We start from the raw sequence: 25299 nt of genomic DNA on the forward strand, positions 1-25299 counted from the left end.
AATCCGTTTGGTGATGATGGCGGAAGGGAACCACGCGTACCCATCCCGAACACGACCGTTAAGCCTTCCAGCGTCGATGGTACTTGGACCGCAGGGTCCTGGGAGAGTAGAACGTCGCCAAGCGGATAATATATTCCCTGATAGCTCAGTTGGTAGAGCACTCGACTGTTAATCGAGTTGTCACAGGTTCGAGTCCTGTTCGGGGAGCCACTATCAAGGCCCGTTGGTCAAGGGGTTAAGACACCTCCCTTTCACGGAGGTAACAGGGGTTCGAATCCCCTACGGGTCACCAAATCCCATGGAGGCTTAGCTCAGCTGGGAGAGCATCTGCCTTACAAGCAGAGGGTCGGCGGTTCGATCCCGTCAGCCTCCACCATATAATATTTTTTACTGACGCGGGGTGGAGCAGCCCGGTAGCTCGTCGGGCTCATAACCCGAAGGCCGCAGGTTCAAATCCTGCCCCCGCAACCAAATTTCTTGTGTGGAGCCGTGGTGTAGAGGCCTAACATGCCTGCCTGTCACGCAGGAGACCGCGGGTTCGAATCCCGTCGGCTCCGCCATGATTTTCAAGTTGCAATGAATCTAGTAATGTAATATAATATGGCTCGGTAGCTCAGTCGGTAGAGCAGAGGACTGAAAATCCTCGTGTCGGCGGTTCGATTCCGTCCCGAGCCACCATGTAACTTAACTATGCCGCTGTAGCTCAATTGGTAGAGCAACTGACTTGTAATCAGTAGGTTGGGGGTTCAAGTCCTCTCGGCGGCACCATGTTTTACAACTTCATACGGAGGCTTAGCGAAGTGGCCAAACGCAGCAGACTGTAAATCTGTTCTCGTACGAGTTCGGTGGTTCGAATCCATCAGCCTCCACCAGTTTTTATAGGGGCATAGTTTAAAGGTAGAACAAAGGTCTCCAAAACCTTTGGTGTGGGTTCGATTCCTGCTGCCCCTGCCAATTAAATATATTTACACTGTGGCGGTCGTGGCGAAGGGGTTAACGCACTGGTCTGTGGCTCCAGCATTCGTGGGTTCAAGTCCCATCGATCGCCCCATTCTTTACAAAAAACAAATACATTGGGGATTAGCCAAGCGGTAAGGCAACGGACTTTGACTCCGTCATGCCTAGGTTCGAATCCTAGATCCCCAGTTTATGCGGAAGTGGCTCAGCGGTAGAGCATCGCCTTGCCAAGGCGAGGGTCGCGGGTTCGATTCCCGTCTTCCGCTCCATTTTATTTATGGCGCCATAGCCAAGAGGTAAGGCAGAGCTCTGCAAAAGCTTTACCCCCAGTTCGAATCTGGGTGGCGCCTCCAAAGCTTTTCGCCGGAGTGGCGGAATCGGCAGACGCACAGGACTTAAAATCCTGCGGTAGGTGACTACCGTACCAGTTCAAGTCTGGTCTTCGGCACCACTCCAACAATATTATATTGCGTGCCCTTAGCTCAGCCGGATAGAGCGTTTGACTACGAATCAAAAGGTCAGGAGTTCGAATCTCTTAGGGCACGCCACTTGCCGGTGTGGCGGAATTGGCAGACGCGCGCGACTCAAAATCGTGAGGGAAACCGTGGGGGTTCGAGTCCCTTCACCGGCATCACACAAAAGAGCGTTATGAAGTGAAAACTTCATGACGCTCTTTTTTATTGAGATAAGGATTGCTTCATCGAATAAGGGCGGCTCCCGATCAGGAGCTTTTCATATAAAGAGTGGGGAGACCAGAGCTGCGAGAGCAAGCAGTGATGGGTCTCCCTTTTTTACGTAAAATGCTTATTTATCCTTCGGGACCTGAAGCAGGTCGGGTAAGGTGACGAGGTTGTAGCCGCGGTCCTTAAGCGTCTGAATGACGTTGGGGAGTGCTTTGACGGTGCCGGATAGGTTCTGGCCAGGGCCGCCGCCGGAGTGCTGCAGAATGATCGAGCCGCCGTGCGTATGATTCAGGATGTTGGCGGATACTTGGGACGCTCCGAGCTGCTTCCAATCGAGCGAGTCGACGTTCCAATTCACGATCGTGAAGCCTTGATCGGATGCCCAAATCAGCTGGCTCTCGCTAATTTCGCCGTAGGGAGGGCGGAGCAGCCTCGGGGAATAGCCGATGAGCTTGTGCAGCTCTTTTTGCGTGTTCTGTATTTGGAGGCGGAAGACGTCGTCCGACAGCTTTGTAAACAGCTTATGGTTATACGAATGATTGCCGATCACGTGCCCTTCATTGGCGATTCGCTTGACGATAGCGGGGTGTTTGACGGCTTGGACGCCGAGTAAGAAAAAGGTGGCACGGACGTGATGCTTTTTCAGAATGTCTAGGACCTGCGGTGTATAAGTTTCGTCCGGCGCATCGTCAAAGGTAAGGGCGACCGATTTGGAATTGGAGGAGCCCTTTAGCCGGAGTAGGTCCGGGTATTTCTTCACCAGCTGGGAGAGCGTCAAGCGTTGGCTTTGGCTGGTAGTCACTTTGGCCGGATGTGAGGCTGGCGGGACGTTGGTTTTTGGCTTGACCTTAGGCATGGCAGGCTGCTCGGCTGCAGGCTGAGGAACTACAGGAGCGGCTTGCGGCGCTGGAGCTGGGGTTGCCGCGGGCGCTTCTGGTACAGGAGTGCTTTGTACAATGGGTGTAGTATTGGCTAAAGGCCGCTGTTCTGTCGGCGCAATGGTTCTGGGATTGGATTGAGGCTGGGCTTCGGCAGCGCTGTTGGACTGTTCCATAAAGGACATGTCGGGCATGCTGGGTGGAGCCGCTTTGGGTGTCGAGGAGGAGCAGGAGCACAGCAAGAGACTAAGTGCCATTCCATAACTAAGTACCGCGATCGCATGTTTTTTCATCCGTATACTCCCCCTTCATACCAGTCTGATTGGTACTTTAGTGTTTGATAAAAGGGGAGAATTTATCCTTGAGCGACCGCGGCACTGTAGCTTAGCTGATGGTGAGGCCTTCCCAGATCATTTTGATGGCCACGACGACGAAGGTGATTCGCAGGACCCAGAGCAGCGCAGAGCTGCTAAGACGGCTTGCAATGAGCGCTCCCAGCCACCCGCCAACCACCGCACTAGGCGCAAGGCCGAGGACCATCCACAAATCGACTTCGCCAAGGCCCAGATGCGTAAAGCTGCCCATAATCGAGGAGAGCAAAATGACGAACATCGATGTCGCTGTCGCCACATGCGGCGGATAGCGGAAGAGGAGAACCATGGCCGGGACGAATAGCGAGCCGCCGCCGATGCCGAACAAGCCGGAGATAAAGCCGACAGCCAGACCAATCGCTAATGCAGGGAGAAGGCTGTAGCCATATTGAAAGATTTTGCCTTGGCTGTCCGTGTAGGTGCGTTCGATGCGCCATTTGACGTTCAGCGGCTTTAGTCGGTCTCTAATTATAAGCAGAATGGCCATGAACAGCATAAAGATGCCGAAGCTGAGCTGAAACGATTTGGCGTTAATGAATTGGGTCGTGTAAGCTCCGAGCATCGAGCCTGGGCCGCAGGTGATGAAGTAGATCCAGCCGCTTTTGAAATCGACGCGCTTTTGTTTGACGAAGGTAAGCGTGGAGGATAGCGCTGTAAAAATGAGGACCGCCAGCGAGGTGCCCACGGCATTCGCAACCGAGATTGGTTGGCCCAGCAATAATGGCCCTAAATAAACTAATGCAGGAACAATAATAATACCGCCGCCGAGTCCGACCAAGCTGCCGAAAGTGGCCGAGATCAACCCGACTGCGGTATAAAAAAAGATGCTCATGCCATTTAACCTTCTTCCGTGTCGATATATAACAAGTTAAATATTAACACAGTGAAAGGAAATAGCAATTTGGGGAGCGTGTTAAATTTCGTTGATATGTGCTTTATTAGGTAAATAATGAATGGACTGAATAAAGCGGATGGTCTTGGTCTTCGCACGCATGACGATGGAATGGGTCTCCGCTCGAAGATCGGGCAAGTACCGGACTCCGTTTAAAAATTCGCCTGGTGTAATACCGGTAGCGGCGAAGATCACATCATCGGTGCCGACCATGTCCTCCATGGTTAAAATTTTGCGAGGATCGTCCAGCCCCATTTGAATGCAGCGGTTGTACTCTTCCTCGTCGGCAGGAAGCAGTCGGCCTTGCAGCTCGCCGCCCAAGCAGCACAACGCCGCCGCAGCCAGCACGCCTTCAGGAGCGCCGCCGGAGCCGACGTACATGTCGATGCCGGACTCGGCCATCGCTGGAGCCATCGCACCAGCGACATCGCCGTCGCTCAGGAGTTTGATCCGCACGCCCACGCGGCGCAGCGTCTGGATCTGCTCCCGATGACGCTCGCGGTCGAGAATCATAATGGTGAGGTTGCTGAGCGGCTTGCCCAAGATTTCGGCCGCGCGGTTAAGCGTAGTTTCAAGCGGATCGGCGAGGCTTAATTTGCCGGCCAGCAGCGGGCCTACGGCGAGCTTCTCCATATACATATCCGGTGCATGGAGCAGGTTCCCCTTGTTGGCAATTGCGAGTACCGCCAATGCGTTGTTCAGTCCTTTGGCGACCAGCTCGGTTCCCTCCAGCGGATCGACGGCAACATCGACCTCCGGTCCTTGGCCATTGCCCACCTGCTCACCGATATACAGCATCGGCGCTTCGTCCATCTCGCCTTCCCCGATCACCACCGTACCACGAATCGCCACCGTATCAAACATAGCGCGCATCGCCGAAGTAGCTGCTCCGTCGGCCTCATGCTTATCGCCGCGGCCCATCCAACGGGCGGCAGACAAAGCAGCCAGCTCGGTCACGCGAACAAACTCCAGTGCAAGCTCTCTCTCCATACATCCCCATCTCCCTAACCAAAAAGGTGTATTAAACGTTAAATATGTTATAATAATTAAAATATAATGTACAATAAATGTTTTGTAAATAGATATAATGTGCATTTAAAGCATGATCGGAGAAGTGTGCGTTTTCACTTCTATGAGATTGGGTCTATTTTTGATACAATAAAAGAAACTGATGTGACAGGACGCGCAAATAGGGGGGAACTGCCATCGAACTGACTGCACGCCAATTGCAGATTGTAGAGCTTGTTAAAGCCAACGCCCCCATTACCGGGGAACAAATAGCCGAGCTGCTAGGGCTTAGCCGGCCGACGCTTCGCTCGGATCTAGCTTTGCTAGTTATGCTGGGTTTAGTAGATGCCAAGCCGAAGGTGGGCTACACGCCGGGTTCCGCAGTAACGCCAGGGGCGATCGCCGCCGGGCAGCTGCAAAGCATGAAGATCAAAGATGTCCAGTCCATGCCGGTCGTCGTTCGCGAGCATTCTTCTGTGCACGATGCGGTGGTGGCGCTTTTTCTTGAAAATGTCGGCAGCTTGATCGCAGTGGATGACGATGGCTGCTTGTCCGGCATTATTTCGCGCAAGGATCTGCTTAAATTTACGCTCGGCAATGCGAATGTTGCAGCTATGCCGGTGAGTATGGTGATGACACGGGAGCCTAATGTGATACACGTTACGCCTGAGGATTCGGTATTCGAGGCCGCAAGCAAGATGATTCATCACCAGATCGACAGTCTGCCCGTCGTTGTCGAATCCAAGTGTGAGCCGATACAGGGCCGAAAGCGTTATGACGTGGTGGGGCGCGTAACGAAGACGATTATGACGAAGGTGCTGCTGGATTTGGCTGTTCGGCGGTAATCGAGAGGAGAACAAACGGATGAAGGATGATCAAGCTTACGAAATTACGATATGCTCGGATTCCGTTGGGGAAACGGCCGAGGCGGTTGTTCGGGCGACGATTCGTCAATTCGACGGTCACCATGTGACGACCAAACGGATCGGGCATATCAAGAGCGAGGATGAGGTTCGCGCGATTGTGGAGGAGTCGGCCAAGCGCGGCGGCTTTATCGCCTATACACTGGTGCAGCCGGAGCTTCGCGAGATGATGAAGGAAGAGTCTCTTCGTCTCGGCGTTCGCGCCGTCGATATTATGGGACCGATGATGGAGGCGTTTATCGAGACGTTTAACGACGCACCGAAGCGGAAGCCGGGCTTGCTGCATCAGCTGGATGAGGATTACTTCCGCCGGGTGGAAGCGATCGAATTCGCGGTCAAATGCGATGACGGCCGGGACACGAGCGCGCTGCTGAAGGCGAATCTGGTGCTCGTTGGCGTATCGCGTACATCGAAGACGCCGCTTAGCATTTTTTTGGCGCATAAGGGGATCAAAGTATCCAACCTTCCGCTTGTGCCGGAAGTGAAGCCGCCGAAGGAGCTATTTTTGGTGCCGGGCAGCCGAATTGTCGGTCTAACGATGGACGCCGAGCAGCTGTTTAAGATCCGGACGGAGCGCCTGAAGGCCGTCGGCCTGCCGTTCGGCGCTAAATATGCGACGATGGAGCGGATTGCCGAGGAGCTCGATTATGCACATGCCTTGATGAAGCAGCTGGGTTGTTTAATGATCAATGTGACGGATAAAGCGATTGAGGAAACAGCGGGCATCATTATGGGGTATTTAGCTTGAGCCGATATGCGGTTCGAGCTTTTTTTATCATCGCGGGGCAAAAAAATTACTGGGTGATGGGCGAACCGAGACACTGCTGCCATACGTTAATAGAAGTAGGAAGATTTACGGCCTGGGGAGGCGTTTGGGATGAAGGAGAGGAAGCCGTGGATTGAATGGCTGTCCGGCGTGGCGTACGGGAAAAAGCTAAAAAAGCTGCACAGCTGGAATGCTTGGCTGCTGCTGTTTTTGACGGTGACGGGGATTCTGCTATTCGTACCTAGCGTGCGGGAGCTCGGGGAAGGCCGGGCTTGGCTGAAGCAAGCGCATATTTGGCTTGGTGTTATTTCGATTATCGTGCTCGTGCTGTACCTGCCCTTGCTCTCCAAGCATTGGAAGCAGCTTCGCGCCAAAACCTCACAAAGGTTGAATTTGGGACTGGTGCTGTTTCTGCTCGTAGGCTGGATCGTCACCGGGATTATGCTTTGGCAGCTGCGCAGCTTGCCTCCAGGGTGGACGAATGTGGCGCTGATTCTGCATGATCTGTTTACCTGGGTGGGCGCGCCTTACGCCGTGTATCATTCGATTTCACGCAGCCGGTGGATGAAAGCCGCTCGAGCGAAGAAGGCTTCCGCCGCAGGCGCTGAGGTGGTAGAGGAGCGGACCGCGGCAGGCAGGGTGATCGACATGCTGCAAAAGGCGAAGGTCTCCCGTTCGGCGTTCCTTCGTATGACGGTAGGGGCGCTGCTGCTGCTATGTGTGGGGCCTTCTTTTTACCGCTGGATGAAAGGGGTTTCGGATACGGGAGGGACGGATCTGTCGCTGATCCGGGGCGAGGATGGAAATCATATGGATCCGCCGCCTGTCGCGCTTCCGGAGTCGAATCCGCCGGTTGGAGGAGGGGGCAAAGGGCAGTTCCGGATTTATACGGTGACGGACATTCCGTCGTTCTCCAGCGATAATTGGAAGTTCGCGATCTCCGGGCTGGTGGAGAAGGAGCAGGTGTGGGACTGGAAGCAGTTCTTGGACCTCAAGCGGAAGGTGCAGGTCAGCGATTTTCACTGTGTTACGGGCTGGTCGGTCTATAAGAACACGTGGGAGGGCATCCCGCTATCGGAGCTGCTTAAGCTGGCGCAGGTGAAGCCGCAGGCGAAATTCGTTAAATTTTATTCCGGGGATAAAGTGTATACGGATTGCTTGTCCCTGGAGCAGGCGAAGATGGACGATGTGATGGTGGCCGTCATGATCGATGGGAAGCCGATTCCACAGGATCTCGGAGGACCGGTGCGGCTGGTCGTTCCGCAGATGTATGCCTACAAGTCGGTTAAATGGCTGCAGGCGATTGAGCTAATCGATAAAGAACATATCGGTTATTGGGAGCTGCGAGGCTACGATAACGATGCATGGGTACCAGGGAGCCGTCGTACGTAGACACACGGCTCCTTTGCCGTTAATATGGAGGGAAAGGATCGAATAGGGAGGGCCTGTCTCGTGAGGCTGGAGTCACTTAACGTCAGCAAACCGGTCACGGTGGAGTATAACGGCAAGTCATTGGAGACCGGCATTTATAAGGAGCCGGTGAGTGGAAGCGTGTTTCTTAGCCGGGTGAATCTGGAAGGCGATGGACAGGCGGATTTGGTGTACCATGGGGGAGAGGACAAAGCGGTCTGCGTCTACTGCTCGGAGCACTACCCTTATTGGGAGGAGCGTCTGGATGGGAAGCTGTCCGGCTCTGGCGCCTTCGGCGAAAACTTCACGGTCAGCGGCATGACGGAATCGGAGCTGTGTATTGGCGACGTGTTTGGGATCGGTGAGGCGGTGGTGCAAGTCAGCCAGCCGCGACAGCCGTGCTTCAAGCTTGCGGTCAAGCATGGAGTGACTGATCTCCCCGCTCAGGTGCAGGCGACCGGATATACAGGATACTACTTTCGTGTATTGCAGGAAGGGCGCGTGGAGGCAGGACAGCCGTTCCGGCTTATGGAACGCGATGCGCTCGGCGTGACCGTGGCGGAAGCGAATCGGCTGAAATATCATGATAAGCAGGATGTTGAAGGTGTTCGCAAGCTGCTGCAGGTGAAGGCACTGTCGGCCAGCTGGCGGGAGTCGTTCGAACGGCGGCTGGAAGAGAAGTAAGCCGGATGTAAGCTAGAGGGAGCTGTGGCGCGAACGGAGGGAAGGAAGCCATGAGATTAGCAGGCGTAATTCTGGCCGGCGGCATGAACCGCCGAATGGGAGGCCGGCGCAAGGCGCTGCTGACGCTGGATGGGCGTACCTTCCTGGGGCGGCAGCTGGAAGAGCTGGCGATGCTCTGCGAGGAGCGGATCTTGGTGACAAACGAGCCGGAGGCTTATGGAGATGCGCTTCGGGATGTTCCCGGCGAAGTGCGGGTTGTACGCGATCTGCAGCCGGGCAAAGGTCCGCTGGCTGGCTTGCAAACCGCGATGAGCGTAGTGGAGAGCGACGTGCTGTGGGTTGTTGGCTGCGATATGCCGCATATTAGCGCACCGGTGGCGGCCGCACTTGCCCGTCTCCTGACGGCGGAGGAGGCTGACGCGGTGATCGCGCGGCTGGGCGGTCGCTTGCACCCGCTGCACGGCGTTTATCACCGCCGCTGTCTGCCTTTAGTTGAGGCGATGCTTGTGGCGGGGGACTATCGGGTGATGCGCTTGTTTGACCGGATCCGCTGGCTGGAGGTCGATGAGACTTGGCTGGAGCGGGAGGGCCTCCGGGGAGCAGTGAGCTTTTGCCAAAATATTAATGATCCGGATGATTATGAAGCGCTGCTCGGGCATCGTTCGTGATCGGATGAATTTAATGTGAGGAATATTTACATAAAAAGTGCGGTATATATTCTTTGTTAGTTTTTATGACATAATGGAATGATTAGGCGGAATGGAGGGGAAACAGCATGGCACAAGTACTAACGGACCGATTCGGACGCATCCATGATTATTTGCGGATTTCCGTGACGGATCGATGCAATCTGCGGTGCGTTTATTGTATGCCGGAAGAGGGCATGGAATTTGAACCAGAAGAGCGGCTGCTGAGCTTTCACGAGATTACCGAGGTCGTCCGTGTGCTGGCGGGCTACGGGGTTCGCAAGCTTCGCATTACCGGCGGGGAGCCGCTGGTGCGCAAAAACCTGGAGCAGCTGATTGCCATGCTGAGCGCCATTCCTGGTATTGAGGATATCGCGCTGACGACGAACGCGATTTATTTTGCCTCGAGGGCGGAACGGCTGCGAGAAGCGGGGCTGACACGGATTAACATTAGCCTGGATTCGCTGCGTGCCGATCGCTTTGCGCTAATAACGCGGGGCGGCGACATTACGCGGGTGCTGGCTTCGATCGAAGAAGCGGTGCGCGTCGGGCTCGATCCGATCAAGCTGAACGTAGTGCTGATGAAAGGGATCAACGAGGATGAGATCGAGGATTTCCTGCGTCTGACCATTGAACGTAAGCTTAATGTTCGATTTATTGAATATATGCCGATCGGTCATGATGACCAGGGTTGGAAGTCGAAATATATTCCGCTGTCCACGGTGCTGGAACGATGTGAGAAGCAGGGCTGGGTGGTTGAAGCCTATGAGCAGGGGCTGCGGGGGAACGGGCCTTCGCAAAATTTTCGCATCGCTGGGGCCTTGGGGACGTTCGGACTCATTCATCCCGTCAGCGATCACTTTTGTGAAACGTGCAACCGGCTTCGCCTGACGGCGGATGGCAACATTAAGCCGTGCCTGTACTGGTCGGATGAGTTCAACGTTCGAAAAGTGATTGGAGACGATGAGGCGCTGGCCGACCTGTTCTTCCGCGCGCTGGACGTGAAGCCGGAGAGCCACGAAATGGCCAAGGCGCTGCTGAGCGAAAGTCAGAGCCACACGCCGACCGAACGCCGGATGTCGCAGATTGGGGGTTAGCATCCTTTTGGGCAGCTTAAGGTTTGGGAGAGACCTAATTCAGCTAGAAGAGGCGCAGGAGCGTGTGCTGCGGACCGTACGCGTACAGCCCGCCGAGCAGGTGCGGCTGGAGGAAGCGATGGGGAGGCGGCTGGCAGTGGAGGTTAGCGCCGATCATTCGGTGCCGCATTTTCGGCGCGCGGGCGTAGACGGCTACGCGGTCCGTGCGGAGGATACGGCGTCGGCCACAGGCGGCGCTGCGGTGAGCCTTGAGGTGCTGGAGACGATTCCGTGCGGCACCGTGCCCACCCAGCGGCTAGCTCCGGGACAAGCCTCCCGAATTATGACGGGCGCGGTCGTCCCGGAAGGGGCTGATGCGGTCGTCATGGTGGAGATGACGGATCGGCAGGAGCTCGCGGGTAAGGAAGCGGGGCTTGTTGTCGAGATCCGGAAGGCGATGGCGCCGGGCGAGAATATTACAGCTGTCGGGCAGGAGTGCGGAGAGGGCGAGAAGCTTCTGGCTGCTGGGACTGTAATAGGACCAGGCGAGGCAGCGGTGCTCGCGACGTTCGGCTATAGCATGGTGCCGGTTTTTGTGCGTCCACGGGTGGCGATTTTCTCCACTGGGGCGGAGCTGCTGCCGGTCGAAGAGACGCTTGCGCCCGGACGCATACGCAACAGCAACAGCTATATGCTGGCCTGCCAGGTGAGGGAATCGGGAGGCGAGCCGAGCATCATGCCGATTTTGCCCGATGAGGTGGAGCAGGTGCAGGCGGAGCTTCTGGCCGCCTTGTCCTGGGCGGATATCGTGATAACGACCGGCGGTGTTTCCGTAGGGGACAAAGACGTGCTGGTGGAGCTGTTCGAGCGGTGGGACGGGGAGCTGCATTTTAACAAAATTGCGATGCGTCCGGGCAGCCCGACCTCCTTTGGTCAGTGGCGGGGGAAGCCGATCTTTGCCCTCTCCGGCAATCCTGGCGCCTCCTATGTAGGCTTCGAGCTGCTTGTCCGGCCTTACCTGCGCAAGGCGCTAGGCGCTGTCGATCCGCTGCCGCAGACGGGAACGGCCTTCTTGGATGCGGAGTATCGCAAGGGCTCCGCTTATCCGCGCTATGTTCGCGGGACCAGCCGCGTAGAGGCGGGGCAGGTGAAGGTACGGCCTGCCGGACGCGACAAATCCAGCATCATGATCTCGATCAAGGATGCAGATTGCTTGATCTGTGTTCCTGCTGGAGGACGCGGGGCCGAGCAAGGTGAGCTTGTGCGGACGATCAGCTTGCAGCAGCATTGAGGACGAATGAAAAAGGGGAAACCCCCGGCGGGACACTGAACCAGTGCCTACCAGGGGTCTCTTTGTGTTGCGCTTAGATATACATGCCGCGAAGAACGATTACCAGCAGAATGAAGAGCACCAAAATTGTTCCTGTGCTAGTAAAGAATCCGCCAACTGCGCTCATGTGACATCCCCCTTTCAGAAGACATGATTAATCATATGAGCGAATGACGGATGCGGACTGGACGATAGCCCGATTTATGGCAAAAACACAGGTGTCTTCTAGGTGTAGACGGCCGATCTTAGTAGGTCGAGCCTCCGTAGAGGAAGCGAAGCTCCCACTGCGAGCCAGCGATATTTTCGACGTGCACGCCGCCGGATGCGGTGGAGTAGGTGTGCAGCATTTTGCCATCCCCAAGATAGAGGCCTACGTGCGTGATCGTTTCCTTCGATTTGTCGATGCCTACGTAGTTAGAGGCGCCGTAGCCTTTGGAGCTCATGAAGAAGAGCAGATCGCCTTTCTTGAGCTGGTGCCAGTCGGTGGTTGTTTTACCCACGGAGGTGACATAAGCGCCTTGGCTGCGGGAATCGCCCGGAAGCACTTGCCCGATGCCATCGATGTAGGCTTGACGGACGAAATCGGAGCAATCGAACGTGCTGGTGTCGCTGCGGCTGGAGCCGAACTCGTACGGCACGCCTAAGTATTTCATGCCGGCGTCGATTACTTTTTGTGCGGCTACGGCCGGATCGAGCAGCTTGTACGGTTCAACAAAGGTAGTCGTTATGTATTGGGAGCTGGTGCTGACGTATCCAATCACGCCGTTTTGATCCTGCACGTTGTACCAATTGGCGCTCGTTTTGTTCAGTACGAGGACCTTCTCGCCTTTTTGCAAATAGCGCATGCGGTCAGCATCGGTGGATGGGCCTGTACGGAAGGACACCGAGCTAACGATGGTTGCGTTTGGCGGCGACTGGAAAAGCGGCTCTTCCGGCTCGGCGGCTTGTCCGAAGTCCGTATCGATATATTGATCGCTGGTGCTGACGTAGCCGACCACGTCGTTTTTATCCTGTACCTTGTACCAGTAGGCGTTCACTTGCTCCATGACGAGCACGAGCTCGCCGGCTTGCAGATAGCGGATGCGGCTGTCATCGGTGGACGGGCCTGTACGGAAGGAAACGGAGCTGACGATTTTGCCATTCGGCTGTGCAGGCACTTTTACATCCGTGAACTTGACATAGCTTGCAGAAGACGAAACGTAACCGACTTTTCCGGAGCTGTCTTTGACTTGAAGCCAGCTGTCATTCGGCGTGCTGACGATGTCCAGTACTTCCCCCGGCTGCAAATAGCGGATACGCGCCCCGCTCGTAGAAGGCTGATCGCGGAAATTTACCGTATTCACTACCGTTACTTTTTGAACAGTAGTGGAGTAGGCAAGTGCCTGATAAGGGATGGCGGATAATGACACGGCTGCACTGATCAAAAGAGCCAGAAACTTCTTTTTCATCATTCTAGTTGACCTCCCGGATTGGATTCAATTGGTTGATAGTTTGATGATAGCATAGGGCTCAGGGGGACGATTAGTGGAAAAACATAGCAATTCCCGATTGGAAAATGACTCTATCCCCTGCCATAAGAACTAGTCTGTGGTCGCGTATACACTGGGAGATAAAGATTTCAGTTGCTTTGGAATCAATGTTTGTGCAGGTTTGATTTTTAGGTACTGGCGCTTGCATCTGCAACGTGTGGGTGGGCGAGAAAATAGGCCTAAAGTCACCGACGAAAGGTGGATTACGATGGTAGATGGAGAGTGTGCTGGATCGACAAATGGAAATATAGGATTATTATGGAAAGACACTGTGATTTAACGACATGGTGTTTGGTAGGGAAATGGGGTACAATAGCACCATTATCGTGCATTTTTTTCCAAAAAGGAGATATGTACACTATGCAGTCATCGGATATTCGCCTTGTTCCAAAAGAGCAGGTCTCGGAGCTATTGGATTTGTGGTCGTTTGCCTTTCAATTGGACATGTCCGCTGAGGATCGGGAGCAGCGCATAGCGTCTGTGAGCTCGAATGAAGCCTGGGGTGCGTATGTGGATGGCCGGCTCGCTGCCGGGATGCGTATTCTGGAGCTGCAAGCTTGGATCCAGGGCAAAGCGTTTGCCATGGGCGGGTTAGCCAGTGTAGCGACGTGGCCGGAATACCGCCGCGGACGTCTGGTGTCCAGGCTGCTGGACAACGCGCTTCGCGTAATGCGGGAGAACGGGCAGACAGTTTCGTTCCTGCACCCGTTTCAGTTCGGGTTCTATCGGCGATTCGGATGGGAGACGTATACGGAGTACAAAACGTATGAGATTCCAGTGGCGCTGCTGCCGAAGCTGGAGCCACAGCCGGGCCGGATGGTGCGGGTCGGACAGGACATCGAGCTGCTGCATCGGATTTACAGTGCATATGCGGCGCGGTACAACGGCAGCTTGGTGCGGTCTGAGCGCTGGTGGAAGGACCGCATCTTTGCTCGCAAGGCTGGAAGCTTCTCGGTTTATTATGATGCGGCTGGGCAGCCTAGCGGGTATGTGCACTATGTGGTAAAGGAGCGGGTGCTCACGGTCCATGAGCTGGTGGCGCTAAACCATGGTGCGCGGCTCGCGATCTGGCGCTTTCTCGCGGATCACGATTCGATGATCAACATGGTTAAAATGAGCGTGCCGGCGGACGATAGGCTGCCGTTCCTGCTGGATAATCCGCGGATTAAGCAGGAGCTGGTACCGTATTTTATGGCGCGAATCGTGGATGTGGCCGCGTTTTTGGAGAAGTATCCGTTCGCTTCGGGCGAGGAAAGTACGCTGCTGCTGGACGTGAAGGATGCGCAGGCGGAGTGGAACGATGGCTTGTTCCAGCTGGTTGTTGATGAATCCGGTACGGCGCGGGTGGAGGCTGCTGCTTCAGATGAGAAGGTGGCGGCCGTGGGAGTGCCGCGCGTGAGCTGTGATGTTCAGACACTTATGGCAATGCTGATGAGCTATCAGCGGCCGGCGTTTTTGCATGAGATCGGCCGGCTCGAGGGGCCGGATGAGGCTTTGGAGACGCTGGAGCGGTTGATTCCGGTGCGGCAGACGTATTTGCCGGATTATTTTTAAGAGCAGGACGGGTGGTGGCCTCTGTGTAGTCGGTGAGACTGCCGGGGGCTTTTTTGATTTGAGGAGGAATTCGATTAGCAAGCTACAAAGGTATCGGCCTTATAATTTATAAGGAATAATTTGGTTCTATCAGGGGAGAAATCATGAAAAAATCACTAACGATCATAACAGCAGCAGCCTTGCTGATCAGCATACCCAGCCTAACGAAGGCGGCCGATTCGATCCCGGTTTTCATCAATGGAGCGCCGGTATCGTTTGAGGTTCAGCCGATGATTGAGAATGGCTCTACGTTGGTCCCTTTTCGCCCGGTATTTGAGGCTTTGGGATTGAGCGTCACTTGGAATAAAGATACCCAAACGGTGAAGGGAACTCGGGGCACAGCGGCCGTGGAGCTTCAGATTGGCAGCAAGTCTGTAAAAGTGAATGAGAAAACAGAAGAGCTGTCGGTGGCACCTAAGATTGTCAATGGCAACACCCTCGTTCCTTTGCGATTTATTGGGGAAGTGACCGGCAAGAAGGTCGTGTGGGACGAGACGTATCATACGGTCCTTCTTCGTGATAGCCTCACAGCCTATTTCATGAATATGATCAACAATAATAGCAAGCTGACCTACACCGGGGAGATGAAGGACGGGAAGCGAAGCGGGTACGGGAAATTATTTTCCGATGGCAAGCTCGTGTTCGAAGGGGAATTTAAAGATAGCAAGATGGAAGGCCAAGGTATCCTGTACTGGCAGGGCGGGCAAAAATATTATGAAGGACAATGGTCTAACGGGTTCATGAACGGCTTAGGGAAGCTGTATACGGAGCGAGGGACGCTCTGGTATGACCAGATTACGATGGTGAGCAATAAAATTCAGGGTACAGGTACGCTGTATTATTTGAACGGGGACTATTATAAGGGAGATCTGGTGGATGGCAATGCCACGGGACAGGGCCAATATGTTACCGAAAAAGGTACCCTAGTCTACGAAGGCCAATTCAAAAATGGGGTGTACGAGGGGCTGGGCAAAACCTTTTATGCCAATGGCGGTGTACGGCTTGAAGGAGACTTCCACAATAATAGGCTTGATGGTCAGGGGAAGTTCTATAATACCACAGGCTCTGTTATCTATGAAGGCTCGTATAAGGGTGGGGTTAGAGATGGCGAGGGGACACTCTATAATTTGAACGGAACGATTTATTTCAAAGGCATGTTCAAGGATGGCAAGTCCGTTCCTGAGTAAACAACACTAAAGCTGCTCCAGTCTTCATTGAAGAGGGGGCAGCCTTTTATTATATACCCAATAAGCATTCAATATCGCTCCCAAGGCGCGGTGGCCCAGGGGTTGACGGCGGGGTGAGAGCCTTTTTTCAATCGGTTCAGGAGCCAGTGCATCAGGTCGTGCTTTTCCAAGAAGGGCTTCAGCTCGGACAGCTTACATTCATAGATGAACGTCTCATCCTCAGCGCTGAACGCCAGCAGCTGGGGATGTTCTTTTTTTCGGTCCGCCGCTGGAATGATGACGAATAAATCCCGGCAGTTGTAGGTTTTATCGGCTTGAGTGACTTGCAGCAGCGGCTCAAACGGGATGCGGACGATGATGCCGCTGTCGTAGCCAATTTTGACTTTGGTGGAAATATGCTTGGCTTTTCCCAGCCATTTGGCTGCTTCTTGGCGAATATCTGGAGCGTTCGGGAAAGCGCCGACAACGCGCTCTTGATTGACGTCATAAATGAGCACCGGCTTCTCGGCCGCGGGCTCTTCTTGGGCGGCAGCTGTAGCAGCTGCGAGTCCAGGCCAGAGTGAGAAAGCAAGCAACAGTGCGATCAGGGTCAGTAGGGGGGGCGGCAGCGTTTTTTTCAAGGCAATCCATCCTTTGCACGCGTAGGTTGCCTTTAGTATGGCCTTCTTTCTACGCATCATGCGCGGGAGGTCGGAGCGGGGTCTTGTCTATAGGCTTGGAGGGCACTGGACTTAGGTCTAGGAGCAAAAACCGACGCAGGTCCGTTTTGGGAAACCGCGGTTCCACCTAGAATAAGAACATAAGCAAACGACAAACAACGAAAGGCGGTGACTACATAAATGAAAATGAACCGACACACAGGATTTGCACTTCTGTTAATCTTCTTTGGCGGCTTGATTCTTCTGAACAAGCTGGGCTTGCAGCATGGACACTTCTTCGGAAGCCTGTTCGGCCATCTGATCGGGATCCTATTCTCGGCCGCATTAATTGGTCTTGGAGCTTTGGGCTTAAAAAACGGGAAGCGGGTGATCGGCCTGATTTTGGTCGTCATCGGGGGCTGCTCCTTGCTGGGCCAGCTGTCCGGGTTGATCGCCATTGCGGTGGCTATCGGGTTGATCCTCTACGGCGTTTCGATGTTCCGCAACCGATCCGTACACTAATTCTTAGAAAAAAACACTAGCAAAGGTGGTTGAACTACGCATGAGTCTAGGCAAACGAATCCGTGACATTACGGTCGCAACGTTCAATGAGATGCTTGAAAATTCAGAAGATCCGGTCCGCCTGATCGATAAATACTTGGCTTCGCAATTGGAGCAAATTCGCGAGTCCGAGCGGCTGCTGCAGCAATGCTTAACCCATGCCGCTTCGCTTCGCCAGCAGTACAGCGCGGCGGAGCAGCTGCGGGATCGCCGTGAGCAGCAAGCGCTGCTGGCGATGAAGGCCGGCGAAGAGGACATCGCACGTATCGCCCTGCAGGAGAAGCTGCAGCAGGAAGAAAAAGCGGAGCAGTACAAGACGCTGTACAACCAAAGTAAGCTCGGCATTGTGGAGCTGGAGGAGCAGCTGCAGCAGATGAAGGCGGATTTTGACGAAATCGCCTCGAAGCGCAGCTACTATATCGCAAGATTGGAGTCCGTAAGACTGCAGCAGCGCATGAACGAGCGTCTTCGTAACGTAGGAGGACCTTCGACGAGAGCGTTTGATCGTCTGGAGGAGCGCATCTCCGATATGGAGCTCACCTCCCGTACACTGCGGGAAGTGCGAGGCCAGGTGCGTGACGCTTGGTCGGCTGTAGGCAGCGCGGCAAGCAGTGCCTTGGAGAAAGAGCTCGCCAAGCTTCGCACGAAATTGGAACAGGAGGGCTGGAATCGATCATGACGAACATCTATCGTTCCCGTACTAATCGCAGAATAACCGGCTTATTCGGAGGCTTGGCCGAAGCATTCGGCATCGAGGCGACGTGGCTACGGCTCATCGCAGTCGTAACGGTTTTTTTCTCCGGAGGCATTCTCATCCCTTTGTATTTCATCGCTACGCTGGTGATCCCAAGCGAGCCTTGGCATGGCGGACCGCAGGGTCCGGGCTATGGCTTCGGGGGGGCTGGCGGCTGCGGCAGAGGCCGCAGCTTTGGACCGCAGTTCGGTCAACAGTATGGCAGCTGGAAGGATTGGAAGCGCGCCGAGCGTCACTATCGCAAAGCTCAAAAGTATGGCTGGACGCCGCCGCATCATGAGCATGCGGAATATGAGGCCGAGTACGCGCACCACCACCAGGCTGGGGCCCGTGAAGAAAATAGTAGTCACTTGGATGACCTGATGAAGGATATCGAGAAAAAGGCGATGTGGAAAGAAATCGAAGAGCTGCGCGCCAAAGTGAAGCACTATGAACAACAACAACAATCCACTAAAGGAGAGGTATAATCATGGGAGTATTTTCAAGAATCAAGGATATGACGAAGGCATCGATGCACGAGCTGTTGGATAAGGTAGAAGATCCGATCATTATGCTGAATCAGTACCTTCGCGACATGGAGCAGGAAATCGCTCAAGCGGAAGTGACGGTTGCCCGTCAAATCGCCGGCGAGCGCAAGCTGAAGGAGCGCCTGGAAGAGGCGGTTCGTCTGACCGCACAGTTTGAAGGCCAAGCAAAAGAAGCGCTTAAAGGCGGCGCAGAGCAAGCAGCACGTCAAGCGCTCGAGCAAAAGCTGTACTATGAAGGCAAAATCACCGAGTATGCGGAAATGCACGAGCAGGCGAAAGCGCAAGCGACTGAGCTGGTACAGCAGCTGCATGAGATGAAGGATGCGTTCTATCAAATGCGCAACAAGCGCAGCGAGCTGGTTTCCCGCGCTCAAATGGCCAAAGCGAAGAAGCAAATGGCTGAAGTTACGGCAAACAACGTGATCGAGGGCGGCAATGCCGCGAAGGGCTTCCGCCGTATGGAAGAGAAGATCATGACCATGGAAGTCGAGGCGGAAATCGCACGCACTCCTTATGTTAGCTCCGCTTATACAGGCACAACGTACGGCACGCCAGCTGTGGATCCAGTGAAGCAGCAGCGCATTGAGGATCAGCTTCAGCTGATGAAAGAGAAGCTTGCCGGCGAGCAAGGTTAATCAAGAAGCTCTTGGAGCGCATGCTTCAGATATGTTATGCTATGTAAGGCAAATTGCCATAAAAGGCCTACCCGCCCGCTATGGCTTTTTGCATAACTACAACCATGCGGCAGACCGATGGATGGACTTCCTTCGTTCTGCCGCCAGAAGCTATCAGACTACCAGAAAGGGGGCATTACGGATGCATCGCAAACGGAACCGGAATATCGCGCTTGTGCTGATTGGCGCCGGTTTGTTTTTGCTTATGGACCATCACATGGGATTTTTCACCGTGGTTGCCCTCTTTCTGCTTTTATTCGGCGTGCATAAGATTCGAACGGGCTCGGAGCGCAAAGGCTACATTATGATGATCATCGGGCTGCTCATGATCATTAGCGGCAATCTTCCGCTGGTTATTGCGGTCATTCTGATCTCGCTCGGCTTTTTCTATAATAAAACGCGCAAAATGCATCGGGTTTACAAGCACCTGCGAAAGCAGAGTCTTATCGAGAGTATACGCTGGGGCAAGGAGCCTTGGATTCTGCGGAATATGTCCATTTGGAACGTGCTCGGCGAGCTGCAGATGGATTTAACCTACGCCATTCCGGAGCAAAAGGAAACGACGATCGTGCTGCAGGGCATCATCGCGGATGTCGATCTGATCGTGCCGGAGGATGTGGGCTTGTCCGTGACCGCCTCCGTGCTGTTCGGGCAAATGAGCATCGGGTTCGATAAAGAGGCCGGGGTGCTCAACCGGATGGTATGGCAATCGCCCAACTACTGGACGGCGGACCGCCAAGTGAAGCTGGAAATCTCGTATGTCGTTGCGGATATTGATATTAAAATCGTATGACGGCGGAGGACTGTGGTATGGACGGGCATGACAATCGTCTGACCAATATGATATGGCGAAGCATGGGTGAGTCCATTGGGCTCAGCCTTGTTTTGTTTGGCGTTGTGATCTATGTCCTGGAGACCAACGGCTACATCAGACCGTTCGATACGTGGCAGGCCGGCGTCCGCCTAAGCTTAACGCTGATCATGGTGGTGGTCGGCATTGGCGCTGCCTACGGACTTTGGTACAGCAGCCGGATGAAGCGCAGGCTGGAGGAAATCCGGGAAGTGATGCTGTCCCTGGAAAAAGGAAACCTCAGCCGCTCCGTGCCTCCGCTGGGGGAAGACGAAATCGGACGATTGGGCGAGCAGCTCAACGTCATCACGAAAAAATGGGAGGAGCAGGTGTCTTCGCTGCAGCGCCTCTCCAATAACAATGCGCAGCTGGCGCAGAAGGCGAAATATTCCGCGATCGTCGAAGAGCGGCAGCGACTCGCCCGGGAGCTGCATGACGCGGTGAGCCAGCAGCTGTTCGCGATCTCGATGACGGCGACGGCGGTGGGCCGGACGCTGGATAAGGATTTTGACAAGGCGCAGCGGCAGATTCATTTGATTGAGGAAATGGCCTCCGTCGCCCAATCGGAGATGCGCGCGCTGCTGCTGCACCTGCGGCCAGTGCATCTGGAGGGCAAGCGGCTCTCCGAAGGCTTGGAGGAGCTGACGCAGGAGCTGGCCGCCAAGGTGCCGATGGAGATTGATCTGGAGCTGACGGAGGACATCAAGCTGCCGAAGGGCATTGAAGACCACTTGTTTCGCATTACGCAGGAGGCGATGTCCAATGCGCTTCGGCATTCGAAGGCGACGAAGCTGGAGGTGCGGCTCACGAAGCCGTCGGCGGACGCGGTTCGCCTCCTGATTCGCGACAACGGCGTGGGGTTCAACATGGATGAGAAGAAGCAGGCGTCGTACGGCATTATGACCATGAAGGAGCGGGTGATCGAGATCGGCGGCTCGCTCAATCTGATTACGGCGCCGGGCAAAGGAACGCGGATTGATATTCGGATTCCGATCGTAGCGGAAGGAGGGTCTAGGTATGGAAGAGACGACGATTAAGGTACTGCTGGTGGATGATCATGAAATGGTGCGGATCGGTCTGGCCGCGGTGCTCAGCACGGAAGACGATATTGAGGTGGTAGGCGAGGCAAGCAGCGGACAGGAAGGGATACGCCTCGCGCTGGAATACAAGCCGGATGTCGTGCTGATGGACCTGGTGATGGAAGGGATGGATGGCATTGAAACGACTCGGCGGCTGCTCGCGCAGCATCCGAATTGTAAGGTAATTGTGCTGACCAGCTTTATCGATGACGAGAAAATTTATCCCGTCATTGAAGCGGGCGCATTCAGTTATTTGCTCAAAACCTCACGCGCGGCGGAGATTGCGCAGGCCATTCGCTCGGCCATGAAGGGGCAGTCGGTGTTAGAATCGCAGGTGGCCTCCAAGCTGATGAACCGGTTCCGCCAGCCGAAGCAGATTGCCCAGCCCCATGAGGAGCTGACCGAACGAGAGATGGAGGTGCTGCGGCTGATCGCTGCAGGCAAGTCCAATCAGGACGTAGCCGACGAGCTGTTCATCGGCGTGAAGACGGTCAAGTTCCATGTCACGAACATTCTGGCTAAGCTCGGGGTAGAGGACCGCACGCAGGCGGCGATTTATGCCTTCAAGCATGGGCTTGCCGAGTGAGCCCTAGTCTGAGTGACCAGCGGTTAAAAATATTCGTTCAATAAATACCCCTTGATCGGCATCGGCCAGTAGGAGCGATAGGCCGGATTGCCCGGGCCATAGTTATAGCCGTACTTGCCAGCGGCGGAATAGTTGGTCATGGTCCGGAAGCTGGTGGAACGACGATTCAGCAGCGTATCCGCTGGCATCGACTGCAGCTGTCCGACAGACCGTTTCAGCGCTGCTGCAAAGCCGTCCTCGCCGGTCAAGCTCTCTTGGACATCCTCGAAGTGCTCGTTTAATACGTTGTTCAGCTCCGCCTCGTCCAGCGCAAGCTCTCCGTTTTCCTTGACATGAATCCCGAGCTTTTCCAGCTTCTCCATCGGCAGCTCGCTTTGAATTCGGCTGAAAATGGAGGGATTCAGCCACCCTTCGGCTTGATCCAGCGATGTCCCGAAGGCGTTCAGGTTGTCGACCAGCTGCTCAATCTGTTTGCGTGCGGTTTCCGGGTTCGAGGCCGACTGCAGCTGGTCGGTCGTTTGCTGCGCCATTTTGGCCGTAAACAAAATGTTGGCCATCCCTTGGGCCGTTCGCAGCGACAAGCGCTCAAAGCCATACGGAAGCTTGGCCAGGGAACCGCTTTCGCGGGACGGGTAGGGTGAGCTCCCTAAAGGCTTCTTCGGCCTGCCGTCCATGGCAAACCACAGCGCATTCGCGCGATAGGAACGAGTAATCCGCTCAGTTGGAGCGAGCATGCAGTTCACCTCGCAATTGGTTGATCTTGACAGGTATTATACTGTGCAGTATGATATTTTATCAACCTTATTTTTAAGGAGTTTTAAAAAAATGAATTGGGTTCAATGGATCGTTATTGTTGTGATTGCTGTCGCGTGCGTCTTTTTCATGGCGTTCGTCGGTAAAAAATATTTAAAGTAAAGGCCTAAACCATCCCGACTCTCGTTTCATACGATATGGTACGCGTTGAAATGGTGGGAAAGGATGTCCTGAATATGCTTCGGAAACGCATTCCAAGCCGGGATGACGCCGTAATTATGGAGCTGGTGGAACAACTGCTTGTCCCTTTCGCGAAAGAAACGGTGCCGGATCTTCGGCTGGACGCTACGATGCTCCGCAGACGATTGGATGATTGTACGACCTATGTGGCGATGTCCGCCGGAGGAAGGACGATCGGGTTTGTATCCTTGAAGCCGGACCGGGAACGGCTGTCGGTCGATATGCTGGCGGTGAGTTCCAAGTATCAAGGGCTGGGGGTCGGCGCCCGTCTCATGCATCAAGCGGAGCGAACCGCACAGCAGTATGGCTGTCGGGAGGTCACACTGTGGGTCGATGAAGCCAACAAGCAGGCCCAGCGCTTCTATCTGCGGAACGGCTATATGCCGACGAATTACGATCACCGGCTTCGCTGCTACTTCATGACGAAGCAAATCGCTTAAAAACCAAGGTCTCCGCCTCTGAGGGGTGCGGAGCCTTGGTTTTTTTGCGTGCGGCCGCATGGTTCAGTTCGGCACAAAGACCATGGCGATCATCGGCAGGTCCAGCGTGATGGTGTTGCTTGGAAGTGCCGGAGGGGTAAAGCCTTGGGAAAATTCCTGTGGGAAGAACGGCAGGGCTCCTTGGCTCGTTTCTTCGATCACTTTGGTTTTGAGCACCTTGCCTTTTTTTGTACGGCCGCCTTTTTTCGAAGAGTTAGTGTTTTTCACGTTCTTAGTCCCGATCTGGCTTTCTTCATTTAAAATCAACTGGCTGCCGCTAAACCGGCTTAATGTGCCTACGATCTCCGAACCGTCTTTGAGAATGACAAACACGGTTTTGCCGTAGTGCGGCTTGCATCCTTCTAAATTAATCGGATGAATGGGTGTCATCCGTATTCACCTCCGCAAGAGTTTACTACCACTCCTAGTCTATGCGCGGAGTCGCCCGGTGTCTGGACGAATGCCCGGAGGTATTCGCCTATTTTCTAGTGATAAGCCTAACCAGTGAGTATTGAATCTCGTCTCGGATTTGGGTATGCTAAGGGATAACGGGAAAAGGATAGCTTTTCCATCGGAACTTACTCCTTAAAGCATGAAATCGGGTAATGAATTCATGTTATCTCAAGAGGAAGAATGGAGCTACTTATGACGAGTGCCGTATTTTTGATTTTCGGTGCGACCGGGGATTTGGCCCGGCGCAAGCTGTTCCCGGCGTTTTACGCACTATATCGGGAACGGAAGCTGGGAGATCGCTTCGCCGTGGTCGGGGTGGCCCGCCGGCCGAAAACGAATGAACAGTTCCGCGAGGATTTGCTCGAGTCAATTCAAGAGTTCGCCCGCTATAACGTGACGAAGGACGAGCAGTGGTCGTCGTTTGCGGATCACTTCGAATACATGTCGCTTGACATCAACGACGTTGACGGCTTCCGCCAGCTGAACGAGCTGACAGGTAAGCTGGATGCGAAGTTCGATATCGGCGGCAACCGGCTCTTTTATTTGGCGCTGGCACCGGAGCTGTTCGGCAATGTGTCGCACAACCTGCAGGCTGGAGGCTTGCTCGAAACGAGCGGCTGGCACCGCCTCGTCATTGAGAAGCCGTTCGGCTATGACCTGCCGTCGGCCGAGAAGCTCAACAGCGAAATCCGCCAGGTGTTCGAAGAGCAGGATGTATACCGGATCGACCACTACCTCGGCAAAGAGATGGTGCAAAATATTAACGTCGTGCGGTTCGCTAATGCGTTCTTTGAGCCGCTCTGGAACAATAAATATATTTCCAATATTCAAATTACGCTCAGCGAAACCGTCGGCGTAGAAGACCGGGGCGGCTATTACGACACTTCGGGCGCGCTGCGGGACATGGGGCAGAACCATATGCTGCAAATGCTGGCCGTTATGGCGATGGAGCCGCCAAGCCGTATGCATCCGGAGGATATCCGCGATGAGAAGGTGAAGGTGTTCCGCTCGCTGCGCGGCTTCCAATCGGCGGCCGAGGTGCGTGCCAATACGGTGCGGGGCCAATATGTGGCAGGCAACCTGAAGGGCAAGCACGTGCCGGGCTACCGGGAGGAAGACAAGGTAAATCCGGAGTCGACGACGGAGACGTATTTTGCTGCGCGCGTGTTCGTGGACAATTTCCGCTGGGCGGGCGTGCCGTTCTACATTCGGACAGGCAAGCGTCTGCCGGTGAAGACGACGGAGGTCGTGGTTGAGTTCAAGAACGTGCCTAACAACGTATACCTCTCGCGTAAGCATAAGCTGGAGCCGAATTTGCTCGTCTTCCGGATCAATCCGGTGGAAGGCATTTACTTCAAAATGAATGCGAAGCAGCCGGGCTCGGAAGGGACGATTGTGCCGGTGGCGATGGACTTCTGCCAAAGCTGCCAGGTCGGCCTGAACACCCCGGAAGCCTATGAGCGCCTCTTGTACGACGCTGCGCGCGGCGATTCGACATATTTTACCCGCTGGGACGAAGTGGCATTGGCATGGAAGTACGTGGACAAAATCGCCTCCGTTTGGGGCGAGCGTACGGACGATCTGCACCTCTACAGTGCGGGTACGTGGGGACCGGAGCAAGGGCATCAGCTGGTGGCCGAGGACGGCTTCCGCTGGTGGCCGGTGAACGGCCAAGATGAAGGCGAAGTGGCGTGGGAATTCACACAGCGTTAAGCGCTAAGGAGGCGGACGA

26 protein-coding genes, 16 tRNA genes and 1 rRNA gene are annotated in these 25299 nt (G+C 54.7%); 35 read left to right on the forward strand and 8 right to left on the reverse strand.

The genetic code is table 11. From position 1 onward, the window contains the following. Positions 1-6 precede the first annotated feature (6 nt). From rrf to FPZ49_RS29375, 17 genes are all read left to right on the forward strand, one after another. A 5S ribosomal RNA gene (rrf, locus tag FPZ49_RS29295) occupies positions 7-123 on the forward strand. A gap of 11 nt (positions 124-134) precedes the next feature. Further along, a tRNA-Asn gene (locus tag FPZ49_RS29300) sits at positions 135-210 on the forward strand. 7 nt (positions 211-217) lie between these two features. Beyond that, positions 218-292, forward strand: a tRNA-Glu gene (locus FPZ49_RS29305). Between the two features lie 8 nt (positions 293-300). After that, positions 301-376, forward strand: a tRNA-Val gene (locus FPZ49_RS29310). 18 nt (positions 377-394) lie between these two features. Beyond that, positions 395-471, forward strand: a tRNA-Met gene (locus FPZ49_RS29315). 12 nt (positions 472-483) lie between these two features. Then, a tRNA-Asp gene (locus FPZ49_RS29320) sits at positions 484-560 on the forward strand. A 42-nt stretch (positions 561-602) separates the two neighbouring features. Then, positions 603-678, forward strand: a tRNA-Phe gene (locus FPZ49_RS29325). A gap of 14 nt (positions 679-692) precedes the next feature. Next, positions 693-768 (forward strand) — tRNA-Thr (locus tag FPZ49_RS29330). Between the two features lie 18 nt (positions 769-786). Further along, positions 787-872: transfer RNA gene (locus FPZ49_RS29335), tRNA-Tyr, on the forward strand. 8 nt (positions 873-880) lie between these two features. Beyond that, positions 881-954 (forward strand) — tRNA-Trp (locus FPZ49_RS29340). A 21-nt stretch (positions 955-975) separates the two neighbouring features. Further along, positions 976-1051 (forward strand) — tRNA-His (locus FPZ49_RS29345). Between the two features lie 23 nt (positions 1052-1074). Next, positions 1075-1146: transfer RNA gene (locus tag FPZ49_RS29350), tRNA-Gln, on the forward strand. A gap of 5 nt (positions 1147-1151) precedes the next feature. Then, positions 1152-1226, forward strand: a tRNA-Gly gene (locus tag FPZ49_RS29355). A 10-nt stretch (positions 1227-1236) separates the two neighbouring features. Beyond that, positions 1237-1310, forward strand: a tRNA-Cys gene (locus FPZ49_RS29360). 9 nt (positions 1311-1319) lie between these two features. Further along, positions 1320-1408, forward strand: a tRNA-Leu gene (locus FPZ49_RS29365). Positions 1409-1428: 20 nt separating this feature from the next. Continuing rightward, a tRNA-Arg gene (locus tag FPZ49_RS29370) sits at positions 1429-1505 on the forward strand. A 3-nt stretch (positions 1506-1508) separates the two neighbouring features. Beyond that, positions 1509-1588, forward strand: a tRNA-Leu gene (locus tag FPZ49_RS29375). Positions 1589-1761: 173 nt separating this feature from the next. Here FPZ49_RS29375 and FPZ49_RS29380 read toward each other — a convergent pair. The 3 genes from FPZ49_RS29380 to glpX all read right to left on the reverse strand — a co-directional run bounded on the left by FPZ49_RS29380 (position 1762) and on the right by glpX (position 4771). Then, positions 1762-2811 carry a polysaccharide deacetylase family protein gene (locus FPZ49_RS29380; protein WP_144853941.1) on the reverse strand — a complete coding sequence of 350 codons (1050 nt, stop codon included), beginning with the start codon at positions 2809-2811 and terminating at the stop codon, positions 1762-1764. Positions 2812-2902: 91 nt separating this feature from the next. Continuing rightward, positions 2903-3721 (reverse strand): sulfite exporter TauE/SafE family protein, encoded by an 819-nt coding sequence (locus FPZ49_RS29385; RefSeq protein ID WP_144853942.1) that lies wholly within the window; start codon positions 3719-3721, stop codon positions 2903-2905. Positions 3722-3802: 81 nt separating this feature from the next. Further along, on the reverse strand, positions 3803-4771 hold the full coding sequence (gene glpX, locus FPZ49_RS29390; protein WP_144853943.1) for a class II fructose-bisphosphatase: 969 nt from the start codon (positions 4769-4771) through the stop codon (positions 3803-3805). Between the two features lie 236 nt (positions 4772-5007). Between glpX and FPZ49_RS29395 the strand changes: the two genes are divergently transcribed. The 7 genes from FPZ49_RS29395 to FPZ49_RS29425 all read left to right on the forward strand — a co-directional run bounded on the left by FPZ49_RS29395 (position 5008) and on the right by FPZ49_RS29425 (position 11625). Beyond that, complete coding sequence (locus FPZ49_RS29395) at positions 5008-5634, forward strand: helix-turn-helix transcriptional regulator (protein ID WP_144853944.1); 627 nt, start codon at positions 5008-5010, stop codon at positions 5632-5634. Positions 5635-5653: 19 nt separating this feature from the next. After that, entirely contained in the window at positions 5654-6460 is an 807-nt protein-coding gene (locus FPZ49_RS29400) for a pyruvate, water dikinase regulatory protein (protein WP_144853945.1), read from the forward strand. Between the two features lie 129 nt (positions 6461-6589). Then, the gene (locus tag FPZ49_RS29405) at positions 6590-7870 is read left to right on the forward strand and encodes a molybdopterin-dependent oxidoreductase (protein ID WP_144853946.1); all 1281 of its coding nucleotides are present in this window, start codon (positions 6590-6592) and stop codon (positions 7868-7870) included. A 24-nt stretch (positions 7871-7894) separates the two neighbouring features. Further along, positions 7895-8572 (forward strand): MOSC domain-containing protein, encoded by a 678-nt coding sequence (locus tag FPZ49_RS29410; protein ID WP_144853947.1) that lies wholly within the window; start codon positions 7895-7897, stop codon positions 8570-8572. 50 nt (positions 8573-8622) lie between these two features. Continuing rightward, positions 8623-9240 carry a molybdenum cofactor guanylyltransferase gene (gene mobA, locus FPZ49_RS29415; RefSeq protein ID WP_144853948.1) on the forward strand — a complete coding sequence of 206 codons (618 nt, stop codon included), beginning with the start codon at positions 8623-8625 and terminating at the stop codon, positions 9238-9240. 107 nt (positions 9241-9347) lie between these two features. Then, on the forward strand, positions 9348-10355 hold the full coding sequence (gene moaA / locus FPZ49_RS29420) for a GTP 3',8-cyclase MoaA (RefSeq protein WP_144853949.1): 1008 nt from the start codon (positions 9348-9350) through the stop codon (positions 10353-10355). 7 nt (positions 10356-10362) lie between these two features. Further along, positions 10363-11625 carry a molybdopterin molybdotransferase MoeA gene (locus tag FPZ49_RS29425; RefSeq protein ID WP_144853950.1) on the forward strand — a complete coding sequence of 421 codons (1263 nt, stop codon included), beginning with the start codon at positions 10363-10365 and terminating at the stop codon, positions 11623-11625. A gap of 73 nt (positions 11626-11698) precedes the next feature. Here the strand turns inward: FPZ49_RS29425 and FPZ49_RS29430 are convergent, their stop codons facing one another. Both FPZ49_RS29430 and FPZ49_RS29435 read right to left on the reverse strand, forming a co-directional pair. Continuing rightward, a complete protein-coding gene (locus FPZ49_RS29430; protein WP_144853951.1) occupies positions 11699-11791 on the reverse strand; it encodes a sporulation protein YjcZ in 93 nt (30 codons plus the stop codon). A gap of 118 nt (positions 11792-11909) precedes the next feature. Then, a complete protein-coding gene (locus tag FPZ49_RS29435) occupies positions 11910-13115 on the reverse strand; it encodes a C40 family peptidase (protein WP_261381678.1) in 1206 nt (401 codons plus the stop codon). A gap of 438 nt (positions 13116-13553) precedes the next feature. Here FPZ49_RS29435 and FPZ49_RS29440 point away from each other — a divergent pair, with 438 nt between their 5' ends. Both FPZ49_RS29440 and FPZ49_RS29445 read left to right on the forward strand, forming a co-directional pair. Next, positions 13554-14747 carry a GNAT family N-acetyltransferase gene (locus FPZ49_RS29440; RefSeq protein WP_144853952.1) on the forward strand — a complete coding sequence of 398 codons (1194 nt, stop codon included), beginning with the start codon at positions 13554-13556 and terminating at the stop codon, positions 14745-14747. A gap of 143 nt (positions 14748-14890) precedes the next feature. After that, the gene (locus tag FPZ49_RS29445) at positions 14891-15973 is read left to right on the forward strand and encodes a copper amine oxidase N-terminal domain-containing protein (protein WP_144853953.1); all 1083 of its coding nucleotides are present in this window, start codon (positions 14891-14893) and stop codon (positions 15971-15973) included. Positions 15974-16041: 68 nt separating this feature from the next. On the opposite strand, the gene FPZ49_RS29450 is transcribed toward FPZ49_RS29445, so the two are convergent. Beyond that, positions 16042-16593, reverse strand: a complete 552-nt coding sequence (locus tag FPZ49_RS29450; RefSeq protein WP_144853954.1) for a hypothetical protein — start codon at positions 16591-16593, stop codon at positions 16042-16044. Positions 16594-16812: 219 nt separating this feature from the next. Between FPZ49_RS29450 and FPZ49_RS29455 the strand changes: the two genes are divergently transcribed. The 7 genes from FPZ49_RS29455 (at position 16813) to FPZ49_RS29485 (ending at position 21642) form a co-directional block, all read left to right on the forward strand. Continuing rightward, entirely contained in the window at positions 16813-17133 is a 321-nt protein-coding gene (locus FPZ49_RS29455; RefSeq protein WP_144853955.1) for a LiaF transmembrane domain-containing protein, read from the forward strand. 40 nt (positions 17134-17173) lie between these two features. Beyond that, positions 17174-17851, forward strand: coding sequence for a PspA/IM30 family protein (locus FPZ49_RS29460; RefSeq protein WP_144853956.1), 678 nt, complete (start codon positions 17174-17176; stop codon positions 17849-17851). Further along, positions 17848-18393 (forward strand): PspC domain-containing protein, encoded by a 546-nt coding sequence (locus FPZ49_RS29465; protein WP_144853957.1) that lies wholly within the window; start codon positions 17848-17850, stop codon positions 18391-18393. Before FPZ49_RS29460 ends, FPZ49_RS29465 begins: the two co-directional genes overlap by 4 nt. Positions 18394-18395: 2 nt before the next feature. Continuing rightward, positions 18396-19088, forward strand: a complete 693-nt coding sequence (locus FPZ49_RS29470) for a PspA/IM30 family protein (RefSeq protein ID WP_144853958.1) — start codon at positions 18396-18398, stop codon at positions 19086-19088. Positions 19089-19269: 181 nt separating this feature from the next. Next, the gene (liaF, locus tag FPZ49_RS29475) at positions 19270-19920 is read left to right on the forward strand and encodes a cell wall-active antibiotics response protein LiaF (protein WP_144853959.1); all 651 of its coding nucleotides are present in this window, start codon (positions 19270-19272) and stop codon (positions 19918-19920) included. A gap of 17 nt (positions 19921-19937) precedes the next feature. Beyond that, positions 19938-21014, forward strand: a complete 1077-nt coding sequence (locus tag FPZ49_RS29480) for a sensor histidine kinase (protein ID WP_144853960.1) — start codon at positions 19938-19940, stop codon at positions 21012-21014. Continuing rightward, on the forward strand, positions 20995-21642 hold the full coding sequence (locus FPZ49_RS29485; protein WP_144853961.1) for a response regulator: 648 nt from the start codon (positions 20995-20997) through the stop codon (positions 21640-21642). The genes FPZ49_RS29480 and FPZ49_RS29485 overlap by 20 nt, the downstream gene beginning before the upstream one ends. 23 nt (positions 21643-21665) lie before the next feature. Here FPZ49_RS29485 and fliD read toward each other — a convergent pair whose 3' ends face one another. Beyond that, a complete protein-coding gene (gene fliD / locus FPZ49_RS29490) occupies positions 21666-22376 on the reverse strand; it encodes a flagellar filament capping protein FliD (protein WP_144853962.1) in 711 nt (236 codons plus the stop codon). Between the two features lie 255 nt (positions 22377-22631). Here fliD and FPZ49_RS29495 point away from each other — a divergent pair, with 255 nt between their 5' ends. Continuing rightward, positions 22632-23075 carry a GNAT family N-acetyltransferase gene (locus FPZ49_RS29495; RefSeq protein WP_144853963.1) on the forward strand — a complete coding sequence of 148 codons (444 nt, stop codon included), beginning with the start codon at positions 22632-22634 and terminating at the stop codon, positions 23073-23075. 63 nt (positions 23076-23138) lie between these two features. On the opposite strand, the gene FPZ49_RS29500 is transcribed toward FPZ49_RS29495, so the two are convergent. After that, positions 23139-23504: a hypothetical protein gene (locus FPZ49_RS29500; protein ID WP_144853964.1), complete on the reverse strand. Its 366-nt coding sequence runs from the start codon at positions 23502-23504 to the stop codon at positions 23139-23141. Between the two features lie 255 nt (positions 23505-23759). Here FPZ49_RS29500 and zwf point away from each other — a divergent pair, with 255 nt between their 5' ends. After that, complete coding sequence (zwf, locus tag FPZ49_RS29505) at positions 23760-25280, forward strand: glucose-6-phosphate dehydrogenase (RefSeq protein ID WP_144853981.1); 1521 nt, start codon at positions 23760-23762, stop codon at positions 25278-25280. Positions 25281-25299 lie beyond the last annotated feature (19 nt).

It is taken from the genome of Paenibacillus cremeus (genome assembly GCF_007786445.1).
In the GTDB taxonomy this organism is placed as follows: domain Bacteria; phylum Bacillota; class Bacilli; order Paenibacillales; family NBRC-103111; genus Paenibacillus_G; species Paenibacillus_G cremeus.

What these genes read in the sequence shown, in the direction of transcription:
- FPZ49_RS29380 (WP_144853941.1), bottom strand. Translation starts at nt 2,811, where the DNA reads ATGAAAAAACATGCGATCGCGGTACTTAGTTATGGAATGGCACTTAGT.
- FPZ49_RS29385 (WP_144853942.1), bottom strand. Translation starts at nt 3,721, where the DNA reads ATGAGCATCTTTTTTTATACCGCAGTCGGGTTGATCTCGGCCACTTTC.
- glpX (WP_144853943.1), bottom strand. Translation starts at nt 4,771, where the DNA reads ATGGAGAGAGAGCTTGCACTGGAGTTTGTTCGCGTGACCGAGCTGGCT.
- FPZ49_RS29400 (WP_144853945.1), top strand. Translation starts at nt 5,654, where the DNA reads ATGAAGGATGATCAAGCTTACGAAATTACGATATGCTCGGATTCCGTT.
- FPZ49_RS29405 (WP_144853946.1), top strand. Translation starts at nt 6,590, where the DNA reads ATGAAGGAGAGGAAGCCGTGGATTGAATGGCTGTCCGGCGTGGCGTAC.
- FPZ49_RS29410 (WP_144853947.1), top strand. Translation starts at nt 7,895, where the DNA reads ATGGAGGGAAAGGATCGAATAGGGAGGGCCTGTCTCGTGAGGCTGGAG.
- mobA (WP_144853948.1), top strand. Translation starts at nt 8,623, where the DNA reads ATGAGATTAGCAGGCGTAATTCTGGCCGGCGGCATGAACCGCCGAATG.
- moaA (WP_144853949.1), top strand. Translation starts at nt 9,348, where the DNA reads ATGGCACAAGTACTAACGGACCGATTCGGACGCATCCATGATTATTTG.
- FPZ49_RS29430 (WP_144853951.1), bottom strand. Translation starts at nt 11,791, where the DNA reads ATGAGCGCAGTTGGCGGATTCTTTACTAGCACAGGAACAATTTTGGTG.
- FPZ49_RS29435 (WP_261381678.1), bottom strand. Translation starts at nt 13,115, where the DNA reads ATGATGAAAAAGAAGTTTCTGGCTCTTTTGATCAGTGCAGCCGTGTCA.
- FPZ49_RS29440 (WP_144853952.1), top strand. Translation starts at nt 13,554, where the DNA reads ATGCAGTCATCGGATATTCGCCTTGTTCCAAAAGAGCAGGTCTCGGAG.
- FPZ49_RS29445 (WP_144853953.1), top strand. Translation starts at nt 14,891, where the DNA reads ATGAAAAAATCACTAACGATCATAACAGCAGCAGCCTTGCTGATCAGC.
- FPZ49_RS29455 (WP_144853955.1), top strand. Translation starts at nt 16,813, where the DNA reads ATGAAAATGAACCGACACACAGGATTTGCACTTCTGTTAATCTTCTTT.
- FPZ49_RS29460 (WP_144853956.1), top strand. Translation starts at nt 17,174, where the DNA reads ATGAGTCTAGGCAAACGAATCCGTGACATTACGGTCGCAACGTTCAAT.
- FPZ49_RS29465 (WP_144853957.1), top strand. Translation starts at nt 17,848, where the DNA reads ATGACGAACATCTATCGTTCCCGTACTAATCGCAGAATAACCGGCTTA.
- FPZ49_RS29470 (WP_144853958.1), top strand. Translation starts at nt 18,396, where the DNA reads ATGGGAGTATTTTCAAGAATCAAGGATATGACGAAGGCATCGATGCAC.
- liaF (WP_144853959.1), top strand. Translation starts at nt 19,270, where the DNA reads ATGCATCGCAAACGGAACCGGAATATCGCGCTTGTGCTGATTGGCGCC.
- FPZ49_RS29480 (WP_144853960.1), top strand. Translation starts at nt 19,938, where the DNA reads ATGGACGGGCATGACAATCGTCTGACCAATATGATATGGCGAAGCATG.
- FPZ49_RS29485 (WP_144853961.1), top strand. Translation starts at nt 20,995, where the DNA reads ATGGAAGAGACGACGATTAAGGTACTGCTGGTGGATGATCATGAAATG.
- fliD (WP_144853962.1), bottom strand. Translation starts at nt 22,376, where the DNA reads ATGCTCGCTCCAACTGAGCGGATTACTCGTTCCTATCGCGCGAATGCG.
- FPZ49_RS29495 (WP_144853963.1), top strand. Translation starts at nt 22,632, where the DNA reads ATGCTTCGGAAACGCATTCCAAGCCGGGATGACGCCGTAATTATGGAG.
- FPZ49_RS29500 (WP_144853964.1), bottom strand. Translation starts at nt 23,504, where the DNA reads ATGACACCCATTCATCCGATTAATTTAGAAGGATGCAAGCCGCACTAC.
- zwf (WP_144853981.1), top strand. Translation starts at nt 23,760, where the DNA reads ATGACGAGTGCCGTATTTTTGATTTTCGGTGCGACCGGGGATTTGGCC.